At 46.4% G+C, this 20,879-nt stretch carries 14 protein-coding genes; 9 read left to right on the top strand and 5 right to left on the bottom strand.

The genetic code is table 11. The annotated features are described in order from the left end of the window. The 4 genes from clpX to FMS18_RS17305 all read left to right on the top strand — a co-directional run bounded on the left by clpX (position 1) and on the right by FMS18_RS17305 (position 8,127). On the top strand, positions 1-1,254 hold the full coding sequence (clpX, locus tag FMS18_RS17290) for an ATP-dependent Clp protease ATP-binding subunit ClpX (protein WP_163295921.1): 1,254 nt from the start codon (positions 1-3) through the stop codon (positions 1,252-1,254). Between the two features lie 190 nt (positions 1,255-1,444). Further along, a complete protein-coding gene (locus tag FMS18_RS17295; protein ID WP_163295922.1) occupies positions 1,445-4,123 on the top strand; it encodes an ABC transporter substrate binding protein in 2,679 nt (892 codons plus the stop codon). 303 nt (positions 4,124-4,426) lie between these two features. Continuing rightward, the gene (gene lon, locus FMS18_RS17300) at positions 4,427-6,880 is read left to right on the top strand and encodes an endopeptidase La (protein ID WP_163295923.1); all 2,454 of its coding nucleotides are present in this window, start codon (positions 4,427-4,429) and stop codon (positions 6,878-6,880) included. A 2-nt stretch (positions 6,881-6,882) separates the two neighbouring features. Beyond that, positions 6,883-8,127, top strand: a complete 1,245-nt coding sequence (locus tag FMS18_RS17305; RefSeq protein WP_239061086.1) for a serine hydrolase — start codon at positions 6,883-6,885, stop codon at positions 8,125-8,127. Here the strand turns inward: FMS18_RS17305 and FMS18_RS17310 are convergent. After that, entirely contained in the window at positions 8,117-8,407 is a 291-nt protein-coding gene (locus tag FMS18_RS17310) for a hypothetical protein (RefSeq protein WP_163295924.1), read from the bottom strand. The two genes, FMS18_RS17305 and FMS18_RS17310, sit on opposite strands and share 11 nt — an antisense overlap. 730 nt (positions 8,408-9,137) lie before the next feature. Here FMS18_RS17310 and FMS18_RS17315 point away from each other — a divergent pair. Continuing rightward, on the top strand, positions 9,138-10,691 hold the full coding sequence (locus tag FMS18_RS17315) for an alkaline phosphatase (RefSeq protein WP_163295925.1): 1,554 nt from the start codon (positions 9,138-9,140) through the stop codon (positions 10,689-10,691). Between the two features lie 83 nt (positions 10,692-10,774). Continuing rightward, the gene (locus tag FMS18_RS17320) at positions 10,775-11,905 is read left to right on the top strand and encodes a YibE/F family protein (RefSeq protein WP_163295926.1); all 1,131 of its coding nucleotides are present in this window, start codon (positions 10,775-10,777) and stop codon (positions 11,903-11,905) included. Positions 11,906-11,966: 61 nt separating this feature from the next. On the opposite strand, the gene FMS18_RS17325 is transcribed toward FMS18_RS17320, so the two are convergent. Continuing rightward, positions 11,967-13,283: a M23 family metallopeptidase gene (locus tag FMS18_RS17325; RefSeq protein ID WP_163295927.1), complete on the bottom strand. Its 1,317-nt coding sequence runs from the start codon at positions 13,281-13,283 to the stop codon at positions 11,967-11,969. A 288-nt stretch (positions 13,284-13,571) separates the two neighbouring features. Here FMS18_RS17325 and hysB point away from each other — a divergent pair, with 288 nt between their 5' ends. From hysB to hysD, 3 genes are all read left to right on the top strand, one after another. Beyond that, complete coding sequence (gene hysB / locus FMS18_RS17330) at positions 13,572-14,519, top strand: NiFeSe hydrogenase small subunit (protein WP_163295928.1); 948 nt, start codon at positions 13,572-13,574, stop codon at positions 14,517-14,519. A 23-nt stretch (positions 14,520-14,542) separates the two neighbouring features. Next, positions 14,543-16,081, top strand: a complete 1,539-nt coding sequence (gene hysA / locus FMS18_RS17335) for a NiFeSe hydrogenase large subunit HysA (RefSeq protein ID WP_163295929.1) — start codon at positions 14,543-14,545, stop codon at positions 16,079-16,081. 222 nt (positions 16,082-16,303) lie between these two features. After that, positions 16,304-16,777, top strand: a complete 474-nt coding sequence (gene hysD / locus FMS18_RS17340) for a NiFeSe hydrogenase maturation protease (RefSeq protein WP_163295930.1) — start codon at positions 16,304-16,306, stop codon at positions 16,775-16,777. A gap of 67 nt (positions 16,778-16,844) precedes the next feature. Here hysD and FMS18_RS17345 read toward each other — a convergent pair whose 3' ends face one another. The 3 genes from FMS18_RS17345 to sucD are packed head-to-tail and all read right to left on the bottom strand — an operon-like array spanning position 16,845 to position 20,822. After that, positions 16,845-17,639: a pentapeptide repeat-containing protein gene (locus FMS18_RS17345; protein ID WP_163295931.1), complete on the bottom strand. Its 795-nt coding sequence runs from the start codon at positions 17,637-17,639 to the stop codon at positions 16,845-16,847. Between the two features lie 2 nt (positions 17,640-17,641). After that, positions 17,642-18,733, bottom strand: coding sequence for a glycosyltransferase family 4 protein (locus FMS18_RS17350; RefSeq protein WP_163295932.1), 1,092 nt, complete (start codon positions 18,731-18,733; stop codon positions 17,642-17,644). Next, complete coding sequence (gene sucD / locus FMS18_RS17355) at positions 18,726-20,822, bottom strand: succinate--CoA ligase subunit alpha (protein ID WP_163295933.1); 2,097 nt, start codon at positions 20,820-20,822, stop codon at positions 18,726-18,728. The genes FMS18_RS17350 and sucD overlap by 8 nt, the downstream gene beginning before the upstream one ends. Positions 20,823-20,879: the final 57 nt, after the last annotated feature.

Here is a 20,879-nt window from a genome sequence, read left to right on the forward strand (position 1 = left end):
ATGAGTAATGAAAACCAAGGTTCAGGACAGGACCTTCATTGCTCCTTTTGCTCCAAGTCTCAGGATGAGGTGCAGCGACTGATCGCCGGGCCTGATGTTTACATCTGCGACGAGTGTGTCCAGCTTTGTAATGACATCATGGCTCAGGAAGCGGTCGGTGAGGAGTTTGATGCAGGTACGCTCCTGTCACCACAGGAAATCAAAGAATTGCTTGATGAATATGTTATCGGTCAGGAACATCCTAAGAAGATTCTGGCTGTAGCGGTTCATAATCATTATAAACGTGTGCAGTACACTCAGGCCTGCGGCAATGACGATATTGAAATCGATAAGAGCAATATCCTGCTGATCGGGCCTACCGGTTCCGGTAAGACCCTGCTGGCCCAGACTCTGGCAAGAGTTCTTAAAGTTCCCTTTGCCATTGCGGATGCCACCACACTGACCGAAGCCGGTTATGTGGGTGAGGATGTTGAAAACATTCTCGTGCAGCTTTTGCAGAATGCCGATTATGACATTGACGCCGCATCGCGCGGAATCATCTACATAGATGAGATCGACAAAATTTCCCGCAAGGGAGACAGTCCTTCCATCACCCGCGATGTTTCCGGTGAAGGTGTGCAGCAGGCACTGCTCAAGATTATTGAAGGAACCGAAGCCAATATTCCTCCCAAGGGTGGGCGTAAGCATCCCCAGCAGGAATTCATCAGGCTCGATACTTCCAATATTCTGTTTATCCTCGGCGGTGCGTTCATCGGTCTGGATACCATTGTGCAGCAGCGCATGTCCGGTTCCGGTATCGGCTTTGGTGCCAAGGTAGAGCAGAAGTCCGATAAGGGCATCAGCGAGCTTTTCTCCAAGGCAGAGCCGGCGGATCTGGTCAAGTTCGGTCTTATTCCCGAATTTGTCGGCCGTATCCCCGTGCAGACAGCTCTTTCCGAGCTCACCGAAGACGATCTGGTGCGCATCCTTCAGGAGCCCAAGAATGCTTTGGTCAAGCAGTATAAGAAGATGTTTGAACTGGACAGCGTCCGTTTGACTTTTACTGCCAACGCTATGAAGGCCATTGCAGCCAAGGCTGTTGAGCGTAAAACAGGTGCCCGTGGTCTGCGCAATGTTCTTGAGTCCATTATGCTGGACATCATGTATAAGCTCCCCTCCATGACTGGAGTTAAAGAGTGCGTTATCAACAAAAGTGTGGTTGAGAATGGGTTAGAACCCATTTTGTTCTTCCATAATGAAGTCAAAAGCGCTTAGTCAGAATATACGTTAGTCTTCAGTTAAGCCTCCGGTTCCTTTGGGACCGGAGGCTTTTTTCTTTATGCAGGGTTTGCCGGAAATTTTATTATGAGAAAGGATGTTTTTTATCATATGGGATTGGCTTTATCCGAGTAATGGCGTATGAAAAATTTAATTTAAATATTATATTTCTCAGGTCGGCCAGCACATGAAAAAGATTCTTGTACTTAATGTTTTTGCTCTGTTTATTTGTGCCTTTTTGCACCCTGCGATTTCGCACGCCAAGCCTCAAGTCTTGCTTATCAGTTCCTACCACCCCGGATTTCCGACTTTTTTTAAGCAGATTAATGGACTTAGATCTGTGCTTGATCCGGCTGGGGTTCATCTTGATGTGGAGTTCATGGATTCCAAGCGGTTTATGAATAAAAAGAATCTTATTGCTTTCCGCAGACTGTTAAAGATGAAACTCGCGTCATTGGATAAGTATGATGTTGTTGTTACTTCTGATGATAATGCCTTGAATTTTGTTGTTAAAAATAAAAAGGATCTTTTTCCTGCTACTCCCATTGTTTTTTGCGGGGTGAATAATCAGTCTTTGGCCCGCTCAATGAATATTAATGAAAATATAACCGGTGTAATTGAGGCTGTTTCCATAAGTGATAATATTCAGGCTGTTTCTGATTTAGTGCCGGGACTTAAAACTATCTATTTAATTGTGGATTCAACACCCAGCGGGCAGGCCGATTTAGAACAGGTGAATAGCCTCAATGATGATTTCCCGGAGATAAAGTTTGTTGAAATTCCCCTGAAAAGGATGAACTGGGCGGAAATGGAAGAGATATTGGGCAGGCTTCCGAATGAGACTGCCGTTCTTCTTCTTTCTGCATATCGTGATAAAGATGGTGTTTCACTGTCGTTTGAAGAAGGGTTGCAGAAAATCATATCAAGCAGCAGTCGTCCTGTTTTTCATCTTTATGAGCATGGCATAGGGGCCGGGATTATTGGTGGTAAGGTTATATCGCATCATGAACAGGGTGTTGTCGCCGGGCGTATTGCTCTTGATATTTTGAACGGAACTCCGGTGAAGGATATTCCTGTAGTGGAAGGAATAGATGCCAATAAATTTATCTTCGACCGTATTGTACTTGATCGATTTAAGATTAGGGATTCCGGTCTGCCTGCCGGCAGTTTCATCGTAAATGAGTCTGAGTCTGTGTGGGGCGCGCATAGAATTGAGATTCTTACCGGGCTGTTCATTATTGCTGTGCTGCTTGTTTTTTCAATTGCTTTATCCATGGCCTATTTAAAGTTGCGCCGAACACAGGAAATGGTCCGTGAGAGTCGGGAGCGTTTTGCACTTGCTATGGCTGCTAATAAGGATGGAATCTGGGATTGGAATATTGAAACAGACGATGTTTATTACAGCCCCGGATATAAGGCCATGCTCGGTTATAGTGAAAACGAGCTTCCTTCCCATGTTGATTCATGGGTTGACCTTATACATGAAGATGATCGTAGTCGTGCCTTTGAAGTGAATAATAGGTGCATTAATAATGAGATAGAAAATTTTGAAGTTGAATTTCGTATGCAGGCCAGAGATGGCAACTGGCTGTGGATTCTCGGGCGTGGCAATGCAGTGGAAAGGGATGAGACCGGGAAGGCTGTACGAATGATTGGCACCCATACAGACATCACCGAATTGAAAAGCTCTCTTGAGGAAATCAGGTACCTGCGTAACCAACTAAAGAGCATTATTGACTCCATGCCGTTTATTCTGATCGGCCTGAATAGCAAAGGACAGGTTACCCGTTGGAACAGGAAGGCTTCGGAAGTAGCCGGTATCAGTGATGAACAGGCTGTAGGAAAGCAGGTGGCTGATGTTTTCCCCCGTCTGAGCCCGTATATGGAACATGTCAGGGAGTCTTTGCGTGATCGTGAAATTTGGACTGATCCCAGAGTCGCGCGCAGGGAAAATGGAAACATTTTTTATGATGACATCATGATTTATCCTATTTGTTCCGGGGAACAGGACGGTGTTGTCGTACAGATTGAAAATGTTACCGAACGTGTCCGGCTGGAAGATATGCTGGTTCAAAATGAGAAAATGCTTTCAGTGGGAGGCCTAGCGGCAGGTATGGCCCATGAAATTAATAATCCATTGGGAATCATTGCTCAGGGAGCCCAGAATATAACAAGGCGCGTTTTAGGTGATCTGCCGGCGAATCAAAAGGCAGCTGAGGCTAGAAATCTCGATCTTAATGAGTTGCACGGTTATATGAATGATCGGGATATTCCCAAAATTATTGAAGGGATTTCCGGTGCGGTGGACCGTGCTGGAAAAATAGTAAGAAATATGCTCAGTTTCAGCCGTAAGAATCAGGATAGTTTCAGAGAGCATAATGTTTCAAAACTCTTAGACAGAACAATTGAGCTTGCTGGCAACGAGTACGATCTTTCAACTAAATATGATTTTAAAAAGATTGAAATTGTCCGCGAGTATGACTCTGATATATCGAGCGTTTTTTGTGAAGGAAGCGAGATTCAACAGGTCTTTTTGAATTTGTTAAAAAACAGTGCTCAGTCCATGAATGCAAAGCGGTACAGGGCTGGAGGACCGAAATTTATCCTCCGGGTCTTTGAGCAGGAGGGGTACGTAAATATTGAAATTGAAGATAACGGACAGGGGATTGATAAATCAGAGGGTAAGCGTATTTTTGAACCTTTTTATACCACCAAGAAAGTGGGTGAGGGCACCGGGCTTGGGCTGGCGATTTCATATTTCATTATAGCTGATCTCCATAGAGGGAAACTGGACGTTTCCTCTTCCCATGGAAACTGGACAAAGTTTGTTGTCTCGCTGCCTGTTAAACAATCTGTGTCCTCCTGATTTACAGGGGTAATTGCTTCTGATTATTTGCCGATAATTATTATGACTCTCTCCAGTTGTTTATTTTTAAATAATGTAATTAATAACAGTTTGTGGTTTGACAAAACGGATGCAGGTATTATTACATGTTTCTGTAGGGTTATCTGTTTTATTGTTTTTTTGAAATTTAATCGTTGCAGTTATTCATTTAACTGACGTGCTAAAATAACTTTTTTACCTGATTAGGTGTCCATCCTGTGAACGGATGTATTGTTTGTTCTCGTTTGGTTTAAAGACGTTTCCGGGTTAAAAGCAGGAGGATATATGTCGTCCACAGTTTTAGAAGGTGGCAATGAGTCCGCTGAACAAAATATTCTTCCGATGATGTCACTGCGGGAAGTTGTCATGTTCCCGCGTTCCATTGTGCCTCTTTTTGTCGGCCGCGAGTCTTCAATTAAAGCGATTGAAGAAGCCATTGCCGATTATGATAAGAAGATTTTTCTGGTCACTCAGGAGTTTCCCGAAAAAGAAAAACCCGAGCCTGAAGATCTTTTTCAGGTAGGGACTGTCAGTAAGATTCTCCAGATGCTCAGGCTTCCTGACGGCACTATTAAAGTGTTGTTTGAAGGGATGTATCGTGCCCGCTGGAATCCTGAATCCGGCGATGTTGTTTTCGGTGAAAATTTTCCGCTGGTAAATATTGACCGAGTGGATGATTTGCCTGCTGAAGAACATACCACCGAAGCTCTGGTCCGGTCTGTTCACGAAGCACTTGAAAAGTTCGGCAAGGTGAACAAGAAAATCGCACCTGAGACCATTCTGGCTATTTCAACTATCCGGGTTGCCGGAAAGCTGGCTGATTCAATCATGCCCCACCTCAAGGTGGAGTTTCTCAAGAAGCAGACAATTCTTGAGATGGTTGATCCCATCAAAAGGCTGGAAGCGGTTTATGAACTCCTGCTCGGTGAAATTGAAATCGTGTCCATTGAAAAGCGGGTCAAGAACCGCGTCAAAGGGCAGATGGAAAAGAACCAGCGCGAGTACTATCTCAATGAGCAGCTCAAGGCTATCAATAAGGAAATGGGCCGTGAGGATGACCCTCAAGCTGAGGCTCATGAGCTTGAAGAACAGCTCAATGAAAAGAATATGGAAGACGAATCCAGAGAGCGGGTACTCAAGGAAATTAAGAAGCTGCGTCAGATGGCTCCTTCTTCTGCCGAGTATACCGTTGTCCGCAACTACGTGGACTGGATTATGGAGCTTCCCTGGAACAAATATAAGAAGACCAAGCTTGATATAGCTGAATCCCGCAAGATTCTGGATGAAGATCATTACGGTCTTGAAAAGCCCAAGGAACGTATCCTTGAATATATGGCCGTGCAGTCTCTGGTGGATACCATCAAAGGCCCCATTCTTTGTTTTGCAGGTCCTCCCGGTGTCGGTAAGACATCCATCGCCCGCTCCATAGCTCGGGCCATGGGCCGCGAATTTGTGCGCCTCTCGCTGGGTGGAGTACGTGATGAAGCTGAAATCAGGGGACACCGCCGTACTTACGTGGGCGCGCTTCCGGGTAAAATTATCCAGTCCCTGAGACGTTGCGAATACAGCAACCCGGTGATCTGTCTTGACGAAGTGGATAAGATGAGTACCGATTTCAGGGGCGATCCTTCCGCGGCTCTTCTTGAAGTGCTTGATCCGGAGCAGAACGGAACTTTTAATGATCATTACCTTGATTTGGATTACGATCTCTCCAAGGTCTTTTTCATCACCACTGCAAACGATTTGCATTCTATCCCGCTGCCTTTGCAGGACAGGATGGAAATTATAAAGCTGCCCGGTTATCTCGAGACAGAAAAAGTGCATATTGCCAAGGACTTCCTGTTACCTAAGCAGGTCAAGGAACATGGTCTGAGCGAAGATAATCTCGCCATTTCTGATAATGCCATGATCGACATTGTCCGCACTTATACCCGTGAGGCCGGTGTCCGTAACCTTGAGCGCGAACTTGCTAAGGTCTGTAGAAAGACGGCAATGAAGATTGTTGAATCCGAAGATAAGAGCAAGAGTGTTCATGTTACTACCGCGAATCTGAGTAAGATTCTTGGAGTCTTTAAGTTTCGCCATGGAGCCAGTGAAGAGAAATCGCTGGTCGGTGTTTCCACTGGCCTTGCCTACACACAGGTGGGCGGCGAAATGCTCATGGTGGAAGTTGTGCTTATGCCCGGTAAGGGTAAAGTGGTTATTACCGGTAAGCTCGGTGATGTTATGCAGGAGTCAGCTCAGGCTGCGCTTTCATATATCCGCTCCCGTTCCGATCTGTTCGGGCTAAAGTCGAACTTTCATGAGAAGATTGATATCCATGTCCATGTGCCTGAAGGTGCCACTCCCAAGGACGGACCTTCTGCCGGTATTACTCTGTGTACGGCTATTGCTTCCGCTTTTCTGAATGTTCCGGTACGCCATGATCTGGCCATGACCGGGGAAATTACTCTGCGCGGACGCGTTCTGCCTATTGGCGGACTTCGTGAAAAACTGCTCGCTGCTCATCGCGGACTTTCCAAGACCGTACTCATTCCCATTGATAACAAGAAAGATCTTAAGGACGTGCCTGATGCAATCCTTAAGGATCTTGAGATCATTCCGGTGGAAAATATGGACGAAGTCCTCAGCTGCGCGCTGGACAGCCTTTCTGCGGAAGAGTTGTTCCGGGGGCGAGACAGTGCCTCCCCCATTGCGCTCAACCTGATCAAGGAAGAATATCAGGCTCAGCCGCATTAAGCTTGATTACACAAAAAATATTAAAAGGATGCTCTGTTTCAGGGCATCCTTTTTTTATATGCTGTTCAGGTGTGCTTCTTTTTGTGGTATGGGTAAGTATGGATAGTCGTTACAGAATATATAGGAAAAAGATGTATGAGCATTGGAGCAGGAGAGGGTTTGCTTTATTATTTGTGATCCTTTTTGTTTTGATGATTTATATCTGTTCTGAGGCGGCCGGGCACAACGATTTTAACCGAATATTGCAGCAGGCAATTAAAGAATTAAACGTCCCCGGTGCTGTGCTGATGGTTGAAAAACCTGATGGTGGAATTTTGTTCTATAGAGCCGGTATACGCCGAATGGGCAGCCGTAAACCCATGAGTAAAAACTTGAAATTTAGGGTGGGGAGCATAACTAAGACTTATGTCGCATCAATAGTGTTGATGCTGGCCAGCGAGGGCCGGGTTCAACTCGATACAGAAGTTCATGAAATTCTGCCGGAAATTGTTTCCAAGGACGAGCACGTTACTGTCCGCCATTTGTTGCAGATGAGAAGCAGTTTGAGAAATTTCACTGAAGATGCCCAGTTTTTGAAATTGTTCAGGGAAAGGCCATGGATGCATTGGACTCCGGAACATTTATTAAGTTTCGGTAATGAGGTTAATTACCGTTCTGGAAGGAAATTTGAATATAACAACTCTAATTATGTTTTATTGGGATTGATCATTGAGAAACTCACCGGGGACAGTTTTGAAAATCAGGTTTATGAGCGTATTCTTGCTCCGCTTAACTTAAAGTCTACATCCTTTCCGGTCAAAAGTGCCAACATTGCGGAACCATTTGCGAGGGGCCATGACTACAATCCTCAAACCGGAAAGGTGATTGATTTGAGCCTGAGAATTAATCCTTCATGGGCTTGGTGTTCAGGAAACGGAGTTTCAACGGTTTCGGATTTGATGAAATGGAATAAGGCATTTTTAAATGGATACGGACTTAGTAAACGTATTTTTGCTGAACAGATGGATTTTCAGCCGGTGGCCCGAAGAATTTCATACGGTCTTGGAGTGATGAACAAATATGATGCCGTGGGCCATAATGGAAATTTTGCCGGGATATACACAGCAGTGGCTTACAGGTATAATGGTTACTATTTTGTTATCCTGACCAATGGACAGGCAAAAGGAGGAGGGCGCAAAGCCACAGCCGAATCAATTTTTTGGCAACTGATAGATAAGTCGACTCTTTTTAATCAGTCTAAAAGCTGAAGTTGAACCCCAACCCCAATCCGAATACTCCGGGGTGCCCGTCGGGACCGTCGTGGGCCGGTGTATCCGGGCCGTCCAGACCGAAAATAAGTCCTGTACTCATCTCGTCACTGATATTTAGTCCGGTAATTATGTCGCTGAAGGATATTTCTTTTTCTACAGATGTAATGGTTTGTGCTTTTGCCTGCTTTGATTTTTCGGGATAACCGAAATCAGCAGCGTGAGCATTAACCAGTCCGAATAGCATCAGGGCTGTAGTTATGATGATTGATTTCCACATTTTCCACCTTCCCTTTTTAGTTGCGGAAATTTTATCCCCTCGTTGTATGAAATATTACAAAATATGGACCAAGTGGCCTGAAACTCATGAATTCAAGTGGATAGGGCTGTGGTAATTATTGTGTTTTAAACATGGTGGGAAAAATAATCGATTTTTTAACAATCGAAACCTCGTGGAAAGGAAAGTTTGTCCCAGCAAGAAGGGTAGGTCTGTTGTTTGTCAGCTAAGTATTGAGAGGCTCTTCTTTTTTCAGAAACGAACCAATTGGGTCGGAATTTAAGATATTGTTTTCTAAAACGATCAAGTGTTGTTCTTATTATGATTCAATTCGAAAATAAATTTTTATTTTTAATTTTATTATTCTTATTATTTTTAATTGAATTCCAGATTGTTACAATTGTGTTACGATTGTTTTCTGATAGCTTTTTGAAAAACACCCATTGACAATACTTCCAAACACTTTAAAAGTTGGAAAAATTTTTTGCATAAAGCAAAAATATTGTGTTGTTGCTGTGGGTTTTGAAGGTCTCCATTTTGGAGACGGAGGATCACATAAGATGCGGGCTGATCCTGCCTGAGCTTCGCAATTACCTATATGCAATGTTGCATTGTGAACTTTCGTGGATATGCGGCGTGGAGTGATGCCGGATGTTTGCGTGAAGGGAGCATTACAGCTTTCATGTCCGGTTTTCGGCATGAGGCATAACTCGAAACGGTAAGGAATGTGATTATGTTAAGAAGGATTGTTCGCCCGTTGGTTCTGGCTGTCTGTCTGGCAATGGTAGCGGCTACCGCATTTGCCGGTGCGCCCAAGTATGTATTTTACTTCATTGGTGATGGTCTTGGACCCACACAGCGTATGGCTGCTGAGCTGTACAACAAAATGGAAAAGAATGACGCTGACGCTAAGCTGGTCATGAACACTTTTCCTCAGTCTGCACTGGTTACCACCTATTCCGATAACACCCTGATCACCGACTCCGCAGCTGGCGGAACCGCTCTGGCCTGTGGTTACAAAACCACTAACGGTTATGTCGGTAAACTTCCTGACGGAACTGATGTTAAGTCCATTGCTGAAGCAGCAAAGGATAAAGGCTATGCAGTAGGTATTGTTACTTCTACTCGCCTGACTCATGCTACTCCTGCTTCCTTCTCCGCTCACAACCCTGATCGTAACGCAGCAAATGAAATCGCTGTAGATCAGGCTGATTCCGGTTTTGATTTCTTTGCAGGCGGCGGCTACCGTCAGTATGTTGCAAAGGACAACGCACAGGGCCTTAAGTCCAAGCGTAAAGACGACAAAGACGTTGTTAAAATGTTCGCTGATAAAGGCTACAAGACTTTCGTTGGTGACTCCACCCGCGATGCATTCCGCGCTTACAAGCCCAAGAAAGGCGAAAAAGTTTTCGCAGCTCTGACATACAGCCACCTTCCTTACGAAGTTGACCGCCGTAACAGCAAGCTCACCGAAAACAAACTTCCTGCTCTGGTTGAACTGACCGAGAAAGCTGTTCAGTCTCTTGATGCTCAGGACAAGCCTTTCTTCCTGATGGTTGAAGGCGGCCGTATTGACCACGCAGCTCACGCTCACGATCCGACCTCCACTATTCTGGATACCATCGCTATGGATGAAGCAGTTGCAGTTGCATACGAATTCTACAAGAAACACCCTGAAGAAACTCTCATCGTAACTGCTGCCGACCACGAAACCGGTGGTGTTGCTCTGGGTATCTCCATGGACTCCAAAGGTTACTTCCTGAACCTCAAAGAACTCGAAAAAGTTCAGGTTTCTGCTGAAGATAACCTCGATAAATACTACAACAAGCTCTGTAAGAAAGAGTCTGATCTTAAAAAACGCCACGCTGCTTTCATCGCATACGTTGAAAAACAGTGGGGCCTGACCGATCGTACTCCTTCTGAAGACAAAATCCTTGCTGACGCAATGGTTGTTCAGGATAAAAACCAGCACCTCCCCGCGGACAAGCAGACCAACTACGGTTACGCTTACACCCCGACCATGTGTGCTGTTACCGACCTGATCTCTCAGCGTGCACGTATGTTCTGGTCCTCTTTTGTTCACACTGGAACTTTTATTCCTGCAACCTCCATCGGTGTGGGGGCTGAAAGATTCACCGGGTTTATCGATAACACCGATATCCCCAACCGTATGGCTGAAGTCATGGAAGTTAAACTTTCTGACATCAAGCACACCGATTCCAAGGCTCTGTTGGGTGATACCTTCGGTCCTCAGACAAAATACTCCAAGATTCCCTACAACAAATAGTTGTTACGGATAAAAGGCATATTTGTTTATGATTTAAAGGTCCCCGCATGAGCGGGGGCCTTTTTCCATATTAAGAGGTATCCATGAAAAGGTTTATATCCCCGATTTTTTTTATCCTGATGATCGTCGGCATTATCGGATTGTTACAGTCTGAGAATTCCGGTCCTGACCTGAATACCGGCATGCACGAGTTGCGTGCTACTGTTACCGCAGTGAATAATGAAGCCCTTGTTGAGATGGGTACAGCCCGTATCGGCGGGCAGCATGTTACTGCCATTTTGCAGGAGGGGGAAGCCAAAGGGCAGACTGTAACCGGGCCGAACCAGTTGACCGGACAGCCGGAGATGGACGAGATTTTCCATCCCGGAGACACAATCCTCATGGCTGTTCGGATCAATGACGGAAAAGCCGTGGAAGCACGAGCTGTGAACCAGTTCCGTCAGGGCTGGGAGCTGGCTCTGTTCGGTCTGTTTGTTATTATTCTACTGATATATGCCCGTTCAATCGGCTTGAAAGCTCTGTTCAGTTTTATCACCAGTTTTTATATTATCTGGAAATTTTTTATTCCCGGCCTGCTAAGTGGAGGTAACCCCATTCTGCTGACCGTAATTACTCTTACTTTGCTGACCGTAGTCATTATTACCTGTGTTGCCGGATTTTCACGGGTCACAGTGGTGGCTACAATGGGCACTCTCTGCGGTTTGCTGCTGGCCCTGACCCTGACCCTCTTTTTTGGTGAAAAGCTTAAACTGGCAGGTATGACCGCGCCATTTGCGACCATGCTGATCTTTTCAGGGCACTACACACTGGATCTGCTTGATATATTTTATGCTTCGGTCATTCTCGGTGCTTCCGGTGCAGCCATGGATATTGCCATGGACGTTGCCGCTTCCATGAATGAGGTTCTGGATAAAAAACCGGATATCACCCGTAATGAATTGATTGCATCAGGCTTTAACGTGGGGCGCATGGTTACGGGAACCATGACTACAACTTTGCTGCTGGCCTATTCCGGCGGCTATCTGACCATGCTCATGCTTTTTGTTACCAAGGAGACATCATTTACCCGCATGCTTAATTTTAAGCTTGTGGCGGCGGAGATCTTCCGTACGCTGGTGGGGAGTGTCGGGTTGGTACTGGTTGCGCCGATTACGGCCATACTGGCAGGATTTATTTTATGCGGAGTCAAGGAAGTAAATAAGTCTTCTAACTAAAAAATCCCGGACAAGTAATTGTCCGGGATTTTTTAGTTTTACAGGATAAAATAAATTTTATTTATTTCAGCTTGTTGCTGATGTTGTTCTTGATCCAGCGTCCATCCCACCATTCAATGGGATTGACCGGGATACCGGCGCAGATGACACCGTAGTGCAGGTGGTCACCACCGGCCATACCTGTGGCACCTGTTTTACCGATGACCTGCCCCTTGGCGACCATATCGCCGGGTTCCACACTGATCTGGCTCAGGTGGGAGTAGAGGGTCTGCAACCCGAGACCGTGGTCGATAATTACAGCATTGCCGTAGATGCCGAAATCGGATTCTGCAAGTACAACTCGTCCGTTGTTCGCCGCAGGGATAGGAGCTTGGCGCGTGCTGGCAAGGTCGATTCCCAGATGGGTCTGTTTGTCGATGCCCTTTCCGGCATAGTAGTATGTGCGTTTGTCGCCGAAGTCTGCACGGGTGGCGGCATTGGGCAGACGCTTGAATTTTCCTTCGAAGAGGAAAGTAGGGGAGGTGTCTTCAGCCACACGGTGAAGTTCAGCCCTGTTTTTCTTGCGCAGTTCACGGTTTACCTTCAGGAAAAGCTGAACCTGACTGGGCAGGCCGGGGAAATCGCCTTCAAACTGGGGCATCTTGGTATTCAGAAAGCGGTCGGAAATATTAATGCGGTCATGACGGTATTTCTTGCCGTTGGCGTGGTACCAGAATGATCCCTTGCGCATATTTCCAGCTTCATCTTCTGCAATCAGCACCGGATTGAAATCTTTCTTGTCAGTGTAGTAGGGCATGGCAAATAAACAGGCGTAGGTTCCGTCCGGCTGTTTGTGGCCCGGAAAAAAGTCTTCGTTTACCTGAACACCGGTTTTGGCCGGGGTTTCATTGACATTGTAGATCAGCAGTCCACAGCCGCCCTGATTAAGGTTATGGGTAGTTGTTTGAACAGTGATTTTAGGAGCGATGGTGTCAAGAGTGTAATTACCTCTGGCGATGACTGCGTTGCCGCTGCCGAATCCGGCGAGTGAGGTATCCACAGCCCAGACTGCCAGCTCAAACGGGCCTTCCTTGATCTGTTTTTTCTTGATCAAAATATCTTCATTGTAATCAAAACTGCCTTTGGGAAGAGTTTTTTCCGTGAGGGTCAGTTTTTTTTCGCCCTGTGAAAGAATTATTTTCACAGCCTTAAGGCCAGACTGCGTGTCACTGATATTTACATTGATTGGTGTCTTGTAAGTTACAAATCCTTTGTTCGGTGTCAGGGTGGCCTGAGGTGAAGTTGTGTCCTTGTAAAGCAGGTAGGCACCGGTTCCGATAACCGCAACAAGTAATATTAGTAGGAGAATTTGTCCGATACGACTTTTTTTCTTAGCCATTACATATCCTTAAAATTGTTCTTGTGAATCGAGATTCGTAAATTTTTCGTAATCCAGCCGACCTTAACCCTAAAAGGGGACAGGGTACAACATACAACATTGTTAAAAAAAGAACGATCTATAGGTTGCATCGAGACAGTCTATGCATGTATCAATTTTGTATCAGATATTGTTGACGAAAAATGCTGGAGTGTGTATTTGGTTTTAAAAAATATCGTCGCCGTGGCGGTTTTTTTTACTTAGTAAGGACAGTGCCTTACTACGCCGGCAACCACCAAGGAGGTAGGGATGAGTTTGACCAGGCGAGATTTCGTGAAAATGTGCACAGGAACTGTGGCTGGCTTTGGGATTTCCCAGATGTTCAACCCCAGTGTAGTGCATGCGCTGAAGAAGTTTGTACCGAATGTTTTCTGGCTGCAGGGACAGGGCTGCACCGGCTGTTCGGTTTCACTTCTCAACTCAGTGCATCCCTCTATCGCAGAGGTACTTCTCGATGTAATTAACCTTGATTATCACCCGACTATTATGGGTTCCGAAGGCCACGAAGCCTGGGATTTCATGATGGATCAGGCTAAAGAAAACAAAGGCAAATACATCGTTATCGTTGAAGGTTCCGTTCCCACAGCTGAGAACGGCCATTACTGTATCGTAGGTGCAGGCGCGGATCATAAAGAGTACACCATGACTGAAGCCACTCTCGAAATGGCTAAGAATGCTGCTCTGGTTGTAAACGTTGGTACTTGTGCTGCATATGGCGGTATCCCCGCTGCTGAAGGAAACCTTACCGGCTCCATGTCTGTAACCAATTTCCTCGCAGAAAACGGTGTGAAGACTCCTGTAGTCAACATTCCGGGTTGTCCTCCCCATCCTGACTGGATGGTGGGTACTCTCGTTGTTGCTATCAATGCCATCGAAGAAAAAGGTCTTGATGGAGGACTTGCTGAAGTCGTCAAAATTCTTGATGAAAACGGTCGTCCTACACCTTTCTTCGGTGAAAACATCCACGACAACTGCCCCTATCTTGAGGCCTTTGACAACGATGAGTATGCTGAAATCTTCACCGATCCGGTTAAATGCCGTTACGAGCTGGGCTGTAAAGGTCCCAACGCCAACTCCGATTGCTTCAAACGCAAGTGGAACGGCGGCGTTAACTGGTGTGTTGAAAACTCAGTATGCATTGGCTGTGTAGAACCGGGATTCCCGGATGAAATGTCTCCCTTCTACGAAGCCGGTTAACCGGAAAAGGAGTATAAATCCTTATGTCTTCAAAATCTCATGCACCCGCCGGTAAAGACGGGAAAATTAAGATTGCCATTGATCCGGTAACCCGAATCGAAGGTCACCTCAAGGCTGAGGTCGTAGTTAAAGACGGTAAAGTAACTGATGCATGGCTCTCCGGCGGCATGTACCGCGGTTTCGAGAACATCCTTGTAGGACGTGATCCCCGCGATGCAGCTCAGCTGACCCAGCGTCTGTGTGGTGTTTGCCCCACCGCTCACTCTACTGCTTCCACCCGCGCTCTTGATGATGCTTTTGGCGTAAAGCTGACCACAAACGGTCGTGTTACCAAAAACCTCATCTTCGGTGCTAACTACTTGCAGTCTCACATTCTGCATTTCTATCATCTTGCAGCTCTGGACTTCGTACGCGGTCCCGGCAAAGCTCCCTTTGTCCCCCGCTTCGAACATCCTGACCTGCGTCTTGATGAAAAAACCAACAAGGTAGCTGTAGACCAGTACGTTAAGGCTCTTGAAATCCGCCGTATCTGCCACGAAATGGTAGCTCTGTTCGGTGGTAAAATGCCTCACGTTTCCGGTCAGGTCGTTGGTGGTGCAACTGAAATTCCGACCAAGGAAAAGCTCGCTGAATACGCAAGCCGCTTCAAGCAGGTTCAGAAGTTCATTGAAGAAACCTACGTACCTACCGTTTACCTTATCGGTTCCGTCTACAAAGATCTGTTCAAGATCGGTGGCGGTTACAAAAACGCCATGGCTTACGGCGTATTCCCCATGGATGATGCTGAGTCCGAATATCTGCTCAAGCCCGGTGTTTACATCGATGGTAAAGATCAGGACTTCGACCAGAAGCTCATCAAGGAATACACCAAGTATGCATGGTACACTGATGAGTGTTCCGATCTGCACCCCAGTGAAGGTAAAACCATTCCTGATGTGCACAAGAAGGACGCTTACAGCTTCTGTAAAGCTTCCCGCTACAACGGCAGCGCTGTTGAAGTTGGTCCTCTGGCGCGTATGTGGATTCATAATCCCGAACTCAGCCCCATGGGACAGAAGCAGCTCAAGGATCTCTTCGGCATCGAAGCCAAGATGTTCCGCGATCTGGGCGAAGACATGGCATTCTCCCTTATGGGTCGCCACGTTGCTCGCGCAGAAGAAGCCTACATGGTTGCAAACGCAATCCAGGATGCATGGCTCAAAGAAATCAAGCCTGGCGAAGAAACCTTCGTCAAGTCTGAAATTCCTGAGTCCGCAGAAGGTCTCGGTCTTACCGAAGCACCCCGTGGCTCCCTGCTGCACTACATCAACATCAAGGATTCAGTAACTGCTAACTACCAGATGATCCCCGCGACCCTCTGGAACAGCACCCCCCGTGATGATAAAGGTCATCGCGGAACCATTGAGGAAGCCCTCATTGGTACTCCGGTTCCTGATCCGTCAAGTCCTGTAGATATCTCAAGGATCATTCGATCCTTTGACCCGTGACTGGGTTGTGCCGTGCACGTGCTGCACGCAGAGACCGGTGAAGAGCATGTTGTTCACGTAGGCGAAGGTTGCTAACGTAACGACATTTCACTGAATATAAGCTCCCGGGCGCAGGGTTCCTGTGTCCGGGAGTTTCCCTTTCATACGATTATGATTTTTCGTATGATGATTTTGAGGCGGAATTTTTAATAGCTTTATTTAAAATTATTAAGGATTCCAAAGGGGATTATCCCCTTTGGCCGCCGGAGGCGAAATCTTTCGTCAAAGGCGCGAAGCGCATCAACTAAGGATTTCATAATGAAAAAACTGCTGGTTTTAGGGATTGGGAACATTCTCCTTGGCGATGAGGGCGTCGGGGTGCATGCTGTAGAAGAATTGAAGAAAGATGAATGGCCGGAAAATGTCCATCTTGTGGACGGCGGTACATTTACCCACGATATTTTTCATATTCTGGAAGGCTATGACGGCCTTCTGGTACTGGACATCGTTCATGGCGGGAAGGATGCCGGTACCATTTATTATCTTGAAGAAAAAGATATCATCGACAACGATAAACAGCGTCTGTCTTTGCATGACATTGATCTCGTTGATTCCCTGAATATGGCCGGAGCTGTCGGGAAGCGTCCTGAAATGCGTATTTTAGGCATGGAGCCTGAGAACTACACCGAATGGAATATGGACATGACAGAGACATGTCAGGCCGTATTCCCCGGTTATCTTGATAAGGCTCGGTCTGAGATTAAACGCTTTATTGCGGAGTTCGCTCAGTAGGGTGGTTGATTTTAGGTTGGATTATAGATTTTGATTAACGGCAGTTCCGTATGGGGCTGCCGTTTTTTTAATTGTCGATCCAATCGTAGTATTTAAATAAGCTTGGTTTAATTTGTTTAAGTTTCGTCTTTAACCCTGGATCAATGGTGGCATTATATAGTGTTTGTGTTTTCGATAGCTGCTCTGCTGTAAGATTCTGTGCTCCTGATAAATCGCTATATGCTAACTTTGCACCAGCTAAAATTGTTTGATTAAATTTTGCGTTAGAGCAATTTGCGTAATTAAGATTAGCTGTAGACATATTTGCATAACTTAAAGTCGCATTGTTTAGTTCTGCTCTCTTAAAATACGCATTTTTCAAATGAGCACCTTCTAAGTTTGCATTGTTTAGTTCTGTTAAATTGAATATGCCTCCACCTAAATTTGCCTCAGTCATATTAGCAAAGTTTAGATCTGCTTCACTTAAATCGAATCTTATACAATCACTAATTGGTGTGTATGAATTATTTTCTAATGCTTTATTGAGGGCTTTTTTGAGGTTAAAATTATTAAATTTTGCACCAGCTAGTTCTGTTTTATAAACTTCAATTGTTCTTTTTAGTGCCTCGCGGCCTTCAAAGTATTTCTCTTTAAAAAGCAAGGTGTCTAGTATGCTGAATGGGAAGTAAATTACTGGTTTGGGGGCAACTTCTAAATTCTGTAAATGTGCTAATGATGCGCAAACGATTTGTTTATTAGCAACACTCATGTGGGTATTGAAATTTGAAATTTGCGACCGCGCATTTGTTAAGTCGCTTGTGTGTATTTGCATAGCAATGGGAAAAAGTATTAAATATACGTTAAATAAAGTAAAACGTCTCATTCCTACTCCTCCACAATCTCAACTAACTTCCGCAAAACCAGCGGAGTATTGAAATTTTCCAAAACCCGCTGACGTCCGGCTGCACCCATTTTATTGCGTAATTCCTCATCAAGAATCATCTTTTTTAAAGCTGCTGCCAGCTTTTCTGTGTCTTCTACGGGAACAAGAATCCCGGTTTCACCGTCAGCTACGACTTCGGGGTTGGAACTTATATCAAATCCTACTACGGGTTTCTCCAGAGTCATGGCTTCCACAAGGGCATAACCGAACCCTTCCCAGAGGGATGGCAGGCAGAAAATATCCTGTGAGGCATGAAAAGATTTCATGTCTTTGATAAAACCGAGGAATGAAATTTTGTCGTTTACGTCCAGTTCTGTGGCGTAATCTTTTAATTCCTGCTCCATTTCACCGCTACCTGCGATGAGTATTTTGAAATTTAATCCTTTCTCTTTGAGCAGTTCTGCAGCCTTGATGAGATGTTTTTGGCCTTTTTGAGCGGTCAAACGGGCGGCATTCCCGATTACAACTTCTCCATTTTCGGGAGAGTAAGGCGGAAAAAAGTCCTGTTTATCAAATTCAGCAACATCGAAACCGTTGTATATCTGGCGAATTTTGCTTTCATCAATAAGGTCGGAATTGTTGGCTAGAACAGTCCGTTTTGTCTCTAAGGAATTGACGATTAAACGATCAACAACGTTCTTAAAAATATAGCGATTGAACAGCGAATTCTTCACCGGAACGGCAATTCCGCGACGGTAGATTACACGGTTAACTCCGGCACGTTTGGCGGCAATGCCTCCGCTTTTAAGGTCTGAGGGCAGGGCGGTGATCAGGGTCTGGATGTTGTTGGCCTGAAAAAAAGATTTCAAGCGGCCCATTAAAGCTGGGTTTAAGAAGGAAATATTGCCGATCGGTTCACTGTGCAAGGTGATGCCCGGTTCATTTTCAAGGCGGGTTTTAAGCTCTGATTTATGGTTGGTTACGACAAATACGTTGTAACCCTGATCCCGGAGGAGCAGGGAAAAGTGATGGTTCCACTTTTCTCCGCCGCCCCAGGCTTTATTACTATTAAAGAAGCATATGTTTTTATTCACTTAACTTAATTCCAAGTGCGTCTGCGGTAAGCTGTGGGATAGCCTCAAGGCTGGGGCAGACAGTGAAGCCGGCTGCTTTCATTTTTTCCAGCTTACCCTGTACCCCGGTTCCTTCTTGGAGGATCGCACCTGCGTGGCCCAGACGTTTACCCGGAGGCGCGGTCTGACCAGCAATAAAGGAAAGTACGGGTTTGTCAAATCCTGTTTCGATAACATAATCAGCAAGATCCTGCTCTGCGGTACCGCCGATTTCACCAAGAACCATAACAGCCTTGGTTTCATCGTGGTTGCGCAGCATCTCAAAAACATCCGCAAAAGTGGTGCCGATGTATGAGTCACCGCCAATACCGATAGACAGAGACTGCCCGATACCCACCTGATTAAGGCGGTCGGCAACTTCATAGGTCAAGGTACCGGAACGTGAAAGTACGGCGACCGGACCGGGGGAGAACGGGGTGGTCGGCAGAATGCCGATTTTGGTCTGTCCGGGTACGATCAGGCCGGGGGTGTTAGGGCCGACAATGCGTGATTTACCGCCTTTGACCTGCTCCAGCACGTTGAGCATGGCAGACTGTACAATGCCTTCGGTGATGCAGACCACCCACGGAACTTCGCAGGAAGCCGCTTCAAGGATGGCGTCAGTTGCCAGTTTTGGCGGTACAAAAATAATGCTGGCCCCGATTTCATGGTGCCGCTGGGCTTCCTTGATAGAGTTATATACCGGAACTCCGAGTACTTCCTGTCCGCCTTTGAACGGGGTAACCCCGGCAACGATGTTGGAGCCGTACTCGAGCATTAATTTGGTATGCAGACGGCCTTCAGCACCGGTGATACCCTGCACAAGGATGGGAGTATCTTTATCGATGCCGAATTCATGTGGAGATTTATAGCCGACATCTTTGGGACGGGAGTCGGGCATGGCTGCGATGGGTTCCGGGAATTCGATCTTGGTTGTGTCCGCAGGCTTGAGCTTGGTCAGCAGGTCGAGGGCTTCCTGCATGTTTCTGGCCCGGTGCAGCTTATCGCCTTTGACCTGTTTGAGGACCTCAAGACCTTCCTCCGCACTGTTACCGGACATGCGCACAACAATGGGCTTTTCCGGTTCCTTGCCGCCCAGAGCGGCCACGAGAGCCTTGGCAACCAATTCGCAGGAAAGGATGCCGCCGAAAAGGTTGATTAAAATCGCCTTGACCTGATTGTCATCAAAGAGCAAACGCAGGGCGGTTTCAATCCGTTTCTGGTCCGCTGCGCCGCCAAGATCGAGGAAGTTCGCCGCCGGGAGGTCGGAGAAGTTTAGTGCGTCCATGGAGGCCATGGCCAGACCTGCGCCGTTGGCGATCAGTCCTACCCAGCCTTTGAGAGAGACGAAGCTCATTCCGGCGTCGCGGGCTATGTTTTCCACCGGGGTGGAGTGTTCAGGCTGGTAGTACTTCTCAAGTGAAGGATTGAGGTCGACTATGTTGTCGTCCATTTCAATTTTACCATCAAGGGCGAGCAGCTTGCCGTATCCGGTCAGAGCCAGCGGGTTGATCTCAGCCAGCAGCAGACCGTGGTCGAGCATAGTGTTGTAAAGATTGGTAACGATTTTACTGAAATCACCGAAAAGTTCTTTTGCAATGCCGATATGAAAGAATGCAGCGCGAATCTGGTTGGGCTGGAGTCCTCCGGGCAGGCTGATTTCCTGAATGAGCAGGTTTTCAGGACCCATGTTTTCGATTTCAACACCACCTTCGCGTCCTACAGTCATGATGACTTTGCGGCGTTGGCGGGATAAGGTCAGGGAAAGATAAAATTCTTTACGGATATCCACCGCAGGCTCGGCCCGCAGGAAGGGGACCTTGTTGCCTTTGATTTCCATGCTGAGGATTTCACGGGCGATTTTTTCATACTCGTCCCTTGAATCAACCTTCTGGATGCCTCCGGCCTTGCCGCGGCCTCCTACCGGTACCTGTGCCTTGAGAATCCACGGCAGAGGGAAGTAGGGTTCCAGGCCGGGAAGATCCTTTTCAGTGATTTTCACTCCGGTGGGGACAGGAAGTCCGGCAGCCTCTTTGAGCAGTGTTTTACTTAAATGTTCGTTGAGCAGCATACTCCCTCCAGTATGTCTGATGTAGATGTACTGTTAAATTGAGCAGGTAATTTAACA

Origin of the sequence: Desulfovibrio sp. JC022 (assembly GCF_010470665.1) — a bacterium.
Lineage (GTDB): Bacteria > Desulfobacterota > Desulfovibrionia > Desulfovibrionales > Desulfovibrionaceae > Maridesulfovibrio.

Coding starts and splice junctions, on each gene's coding strand:
- FMS18_RS17295 (WP_163295922.1), top strand. CDS start 1,445: ATGAAAAAGATTCTTGTACTTAATGTTTTTGCTCTGTTTATTTGTGCC.
- sucD (WP_163295933.1), bottom strand. CDS start 20,822: ATGCTGCTCAACGAACATTTAAGTAAAACACTGCTCAAAGAGGCTGCC.
- hysD (WP_163295930.1), top strand. CDS start 16,304: ATGAAAAAACTGCTGGTTTTAGGGATTGGGAACATTCTCCTTGGCGAT.
- clpX (WP_163295921.1), top strand. CDS start 1: ATGAGTAATGAAAACCAAGGTTCAGGACAGGACCTTCATTGCTCCTTT.
- FMS18_RS17345 (WP_163295931.1), bottom strand. CDS start 17,639: ATGAGACGTTTTACTTTATTTAACGTATATTTAATACTTTTTCCCATT.
- FMS18_RS17315 (WP_163295925.1), top strand. CDS start 9,138: ATGTTAAGAAGGATTGTTCGCCCGTTGGTTCTGGCTGTCTGTCTGGCA.
- FMS18_RS17325 (WP_163295927.1), bottom strand. CDS start 13,283: ATGGCTAAGAAAAAAAGTCGTATCGGACAAATTCTCCTACTAATATTA.
- hysB (WP_163295928.1), top strand. CDS start 13,572: ATGAGTTTGACCAGGCGAGATTTCGTGAAAATGTGCACAGGAACTGTG.
- FMS18_RS17310 (WP_163295924.1), bottom strand. CDS start 8,407: ATGTGGAAATCAATCATCATAACTACAGCCCTGATGCTATTCGGACTG.
- lon (WP_163295923.1), top strand. CDS start 4,427: ATGTCGTCCACAGTTTTAGAAGGTGGCAATGAGTCCGCTGAACAAAAT.
- FMS18_RS17320 (WP_163295926.1), top strand. CDS start 10,775: ATGAAAAGGTTTATATCCCCGATTTTTTTTATCCTGATGATCGTCGGC.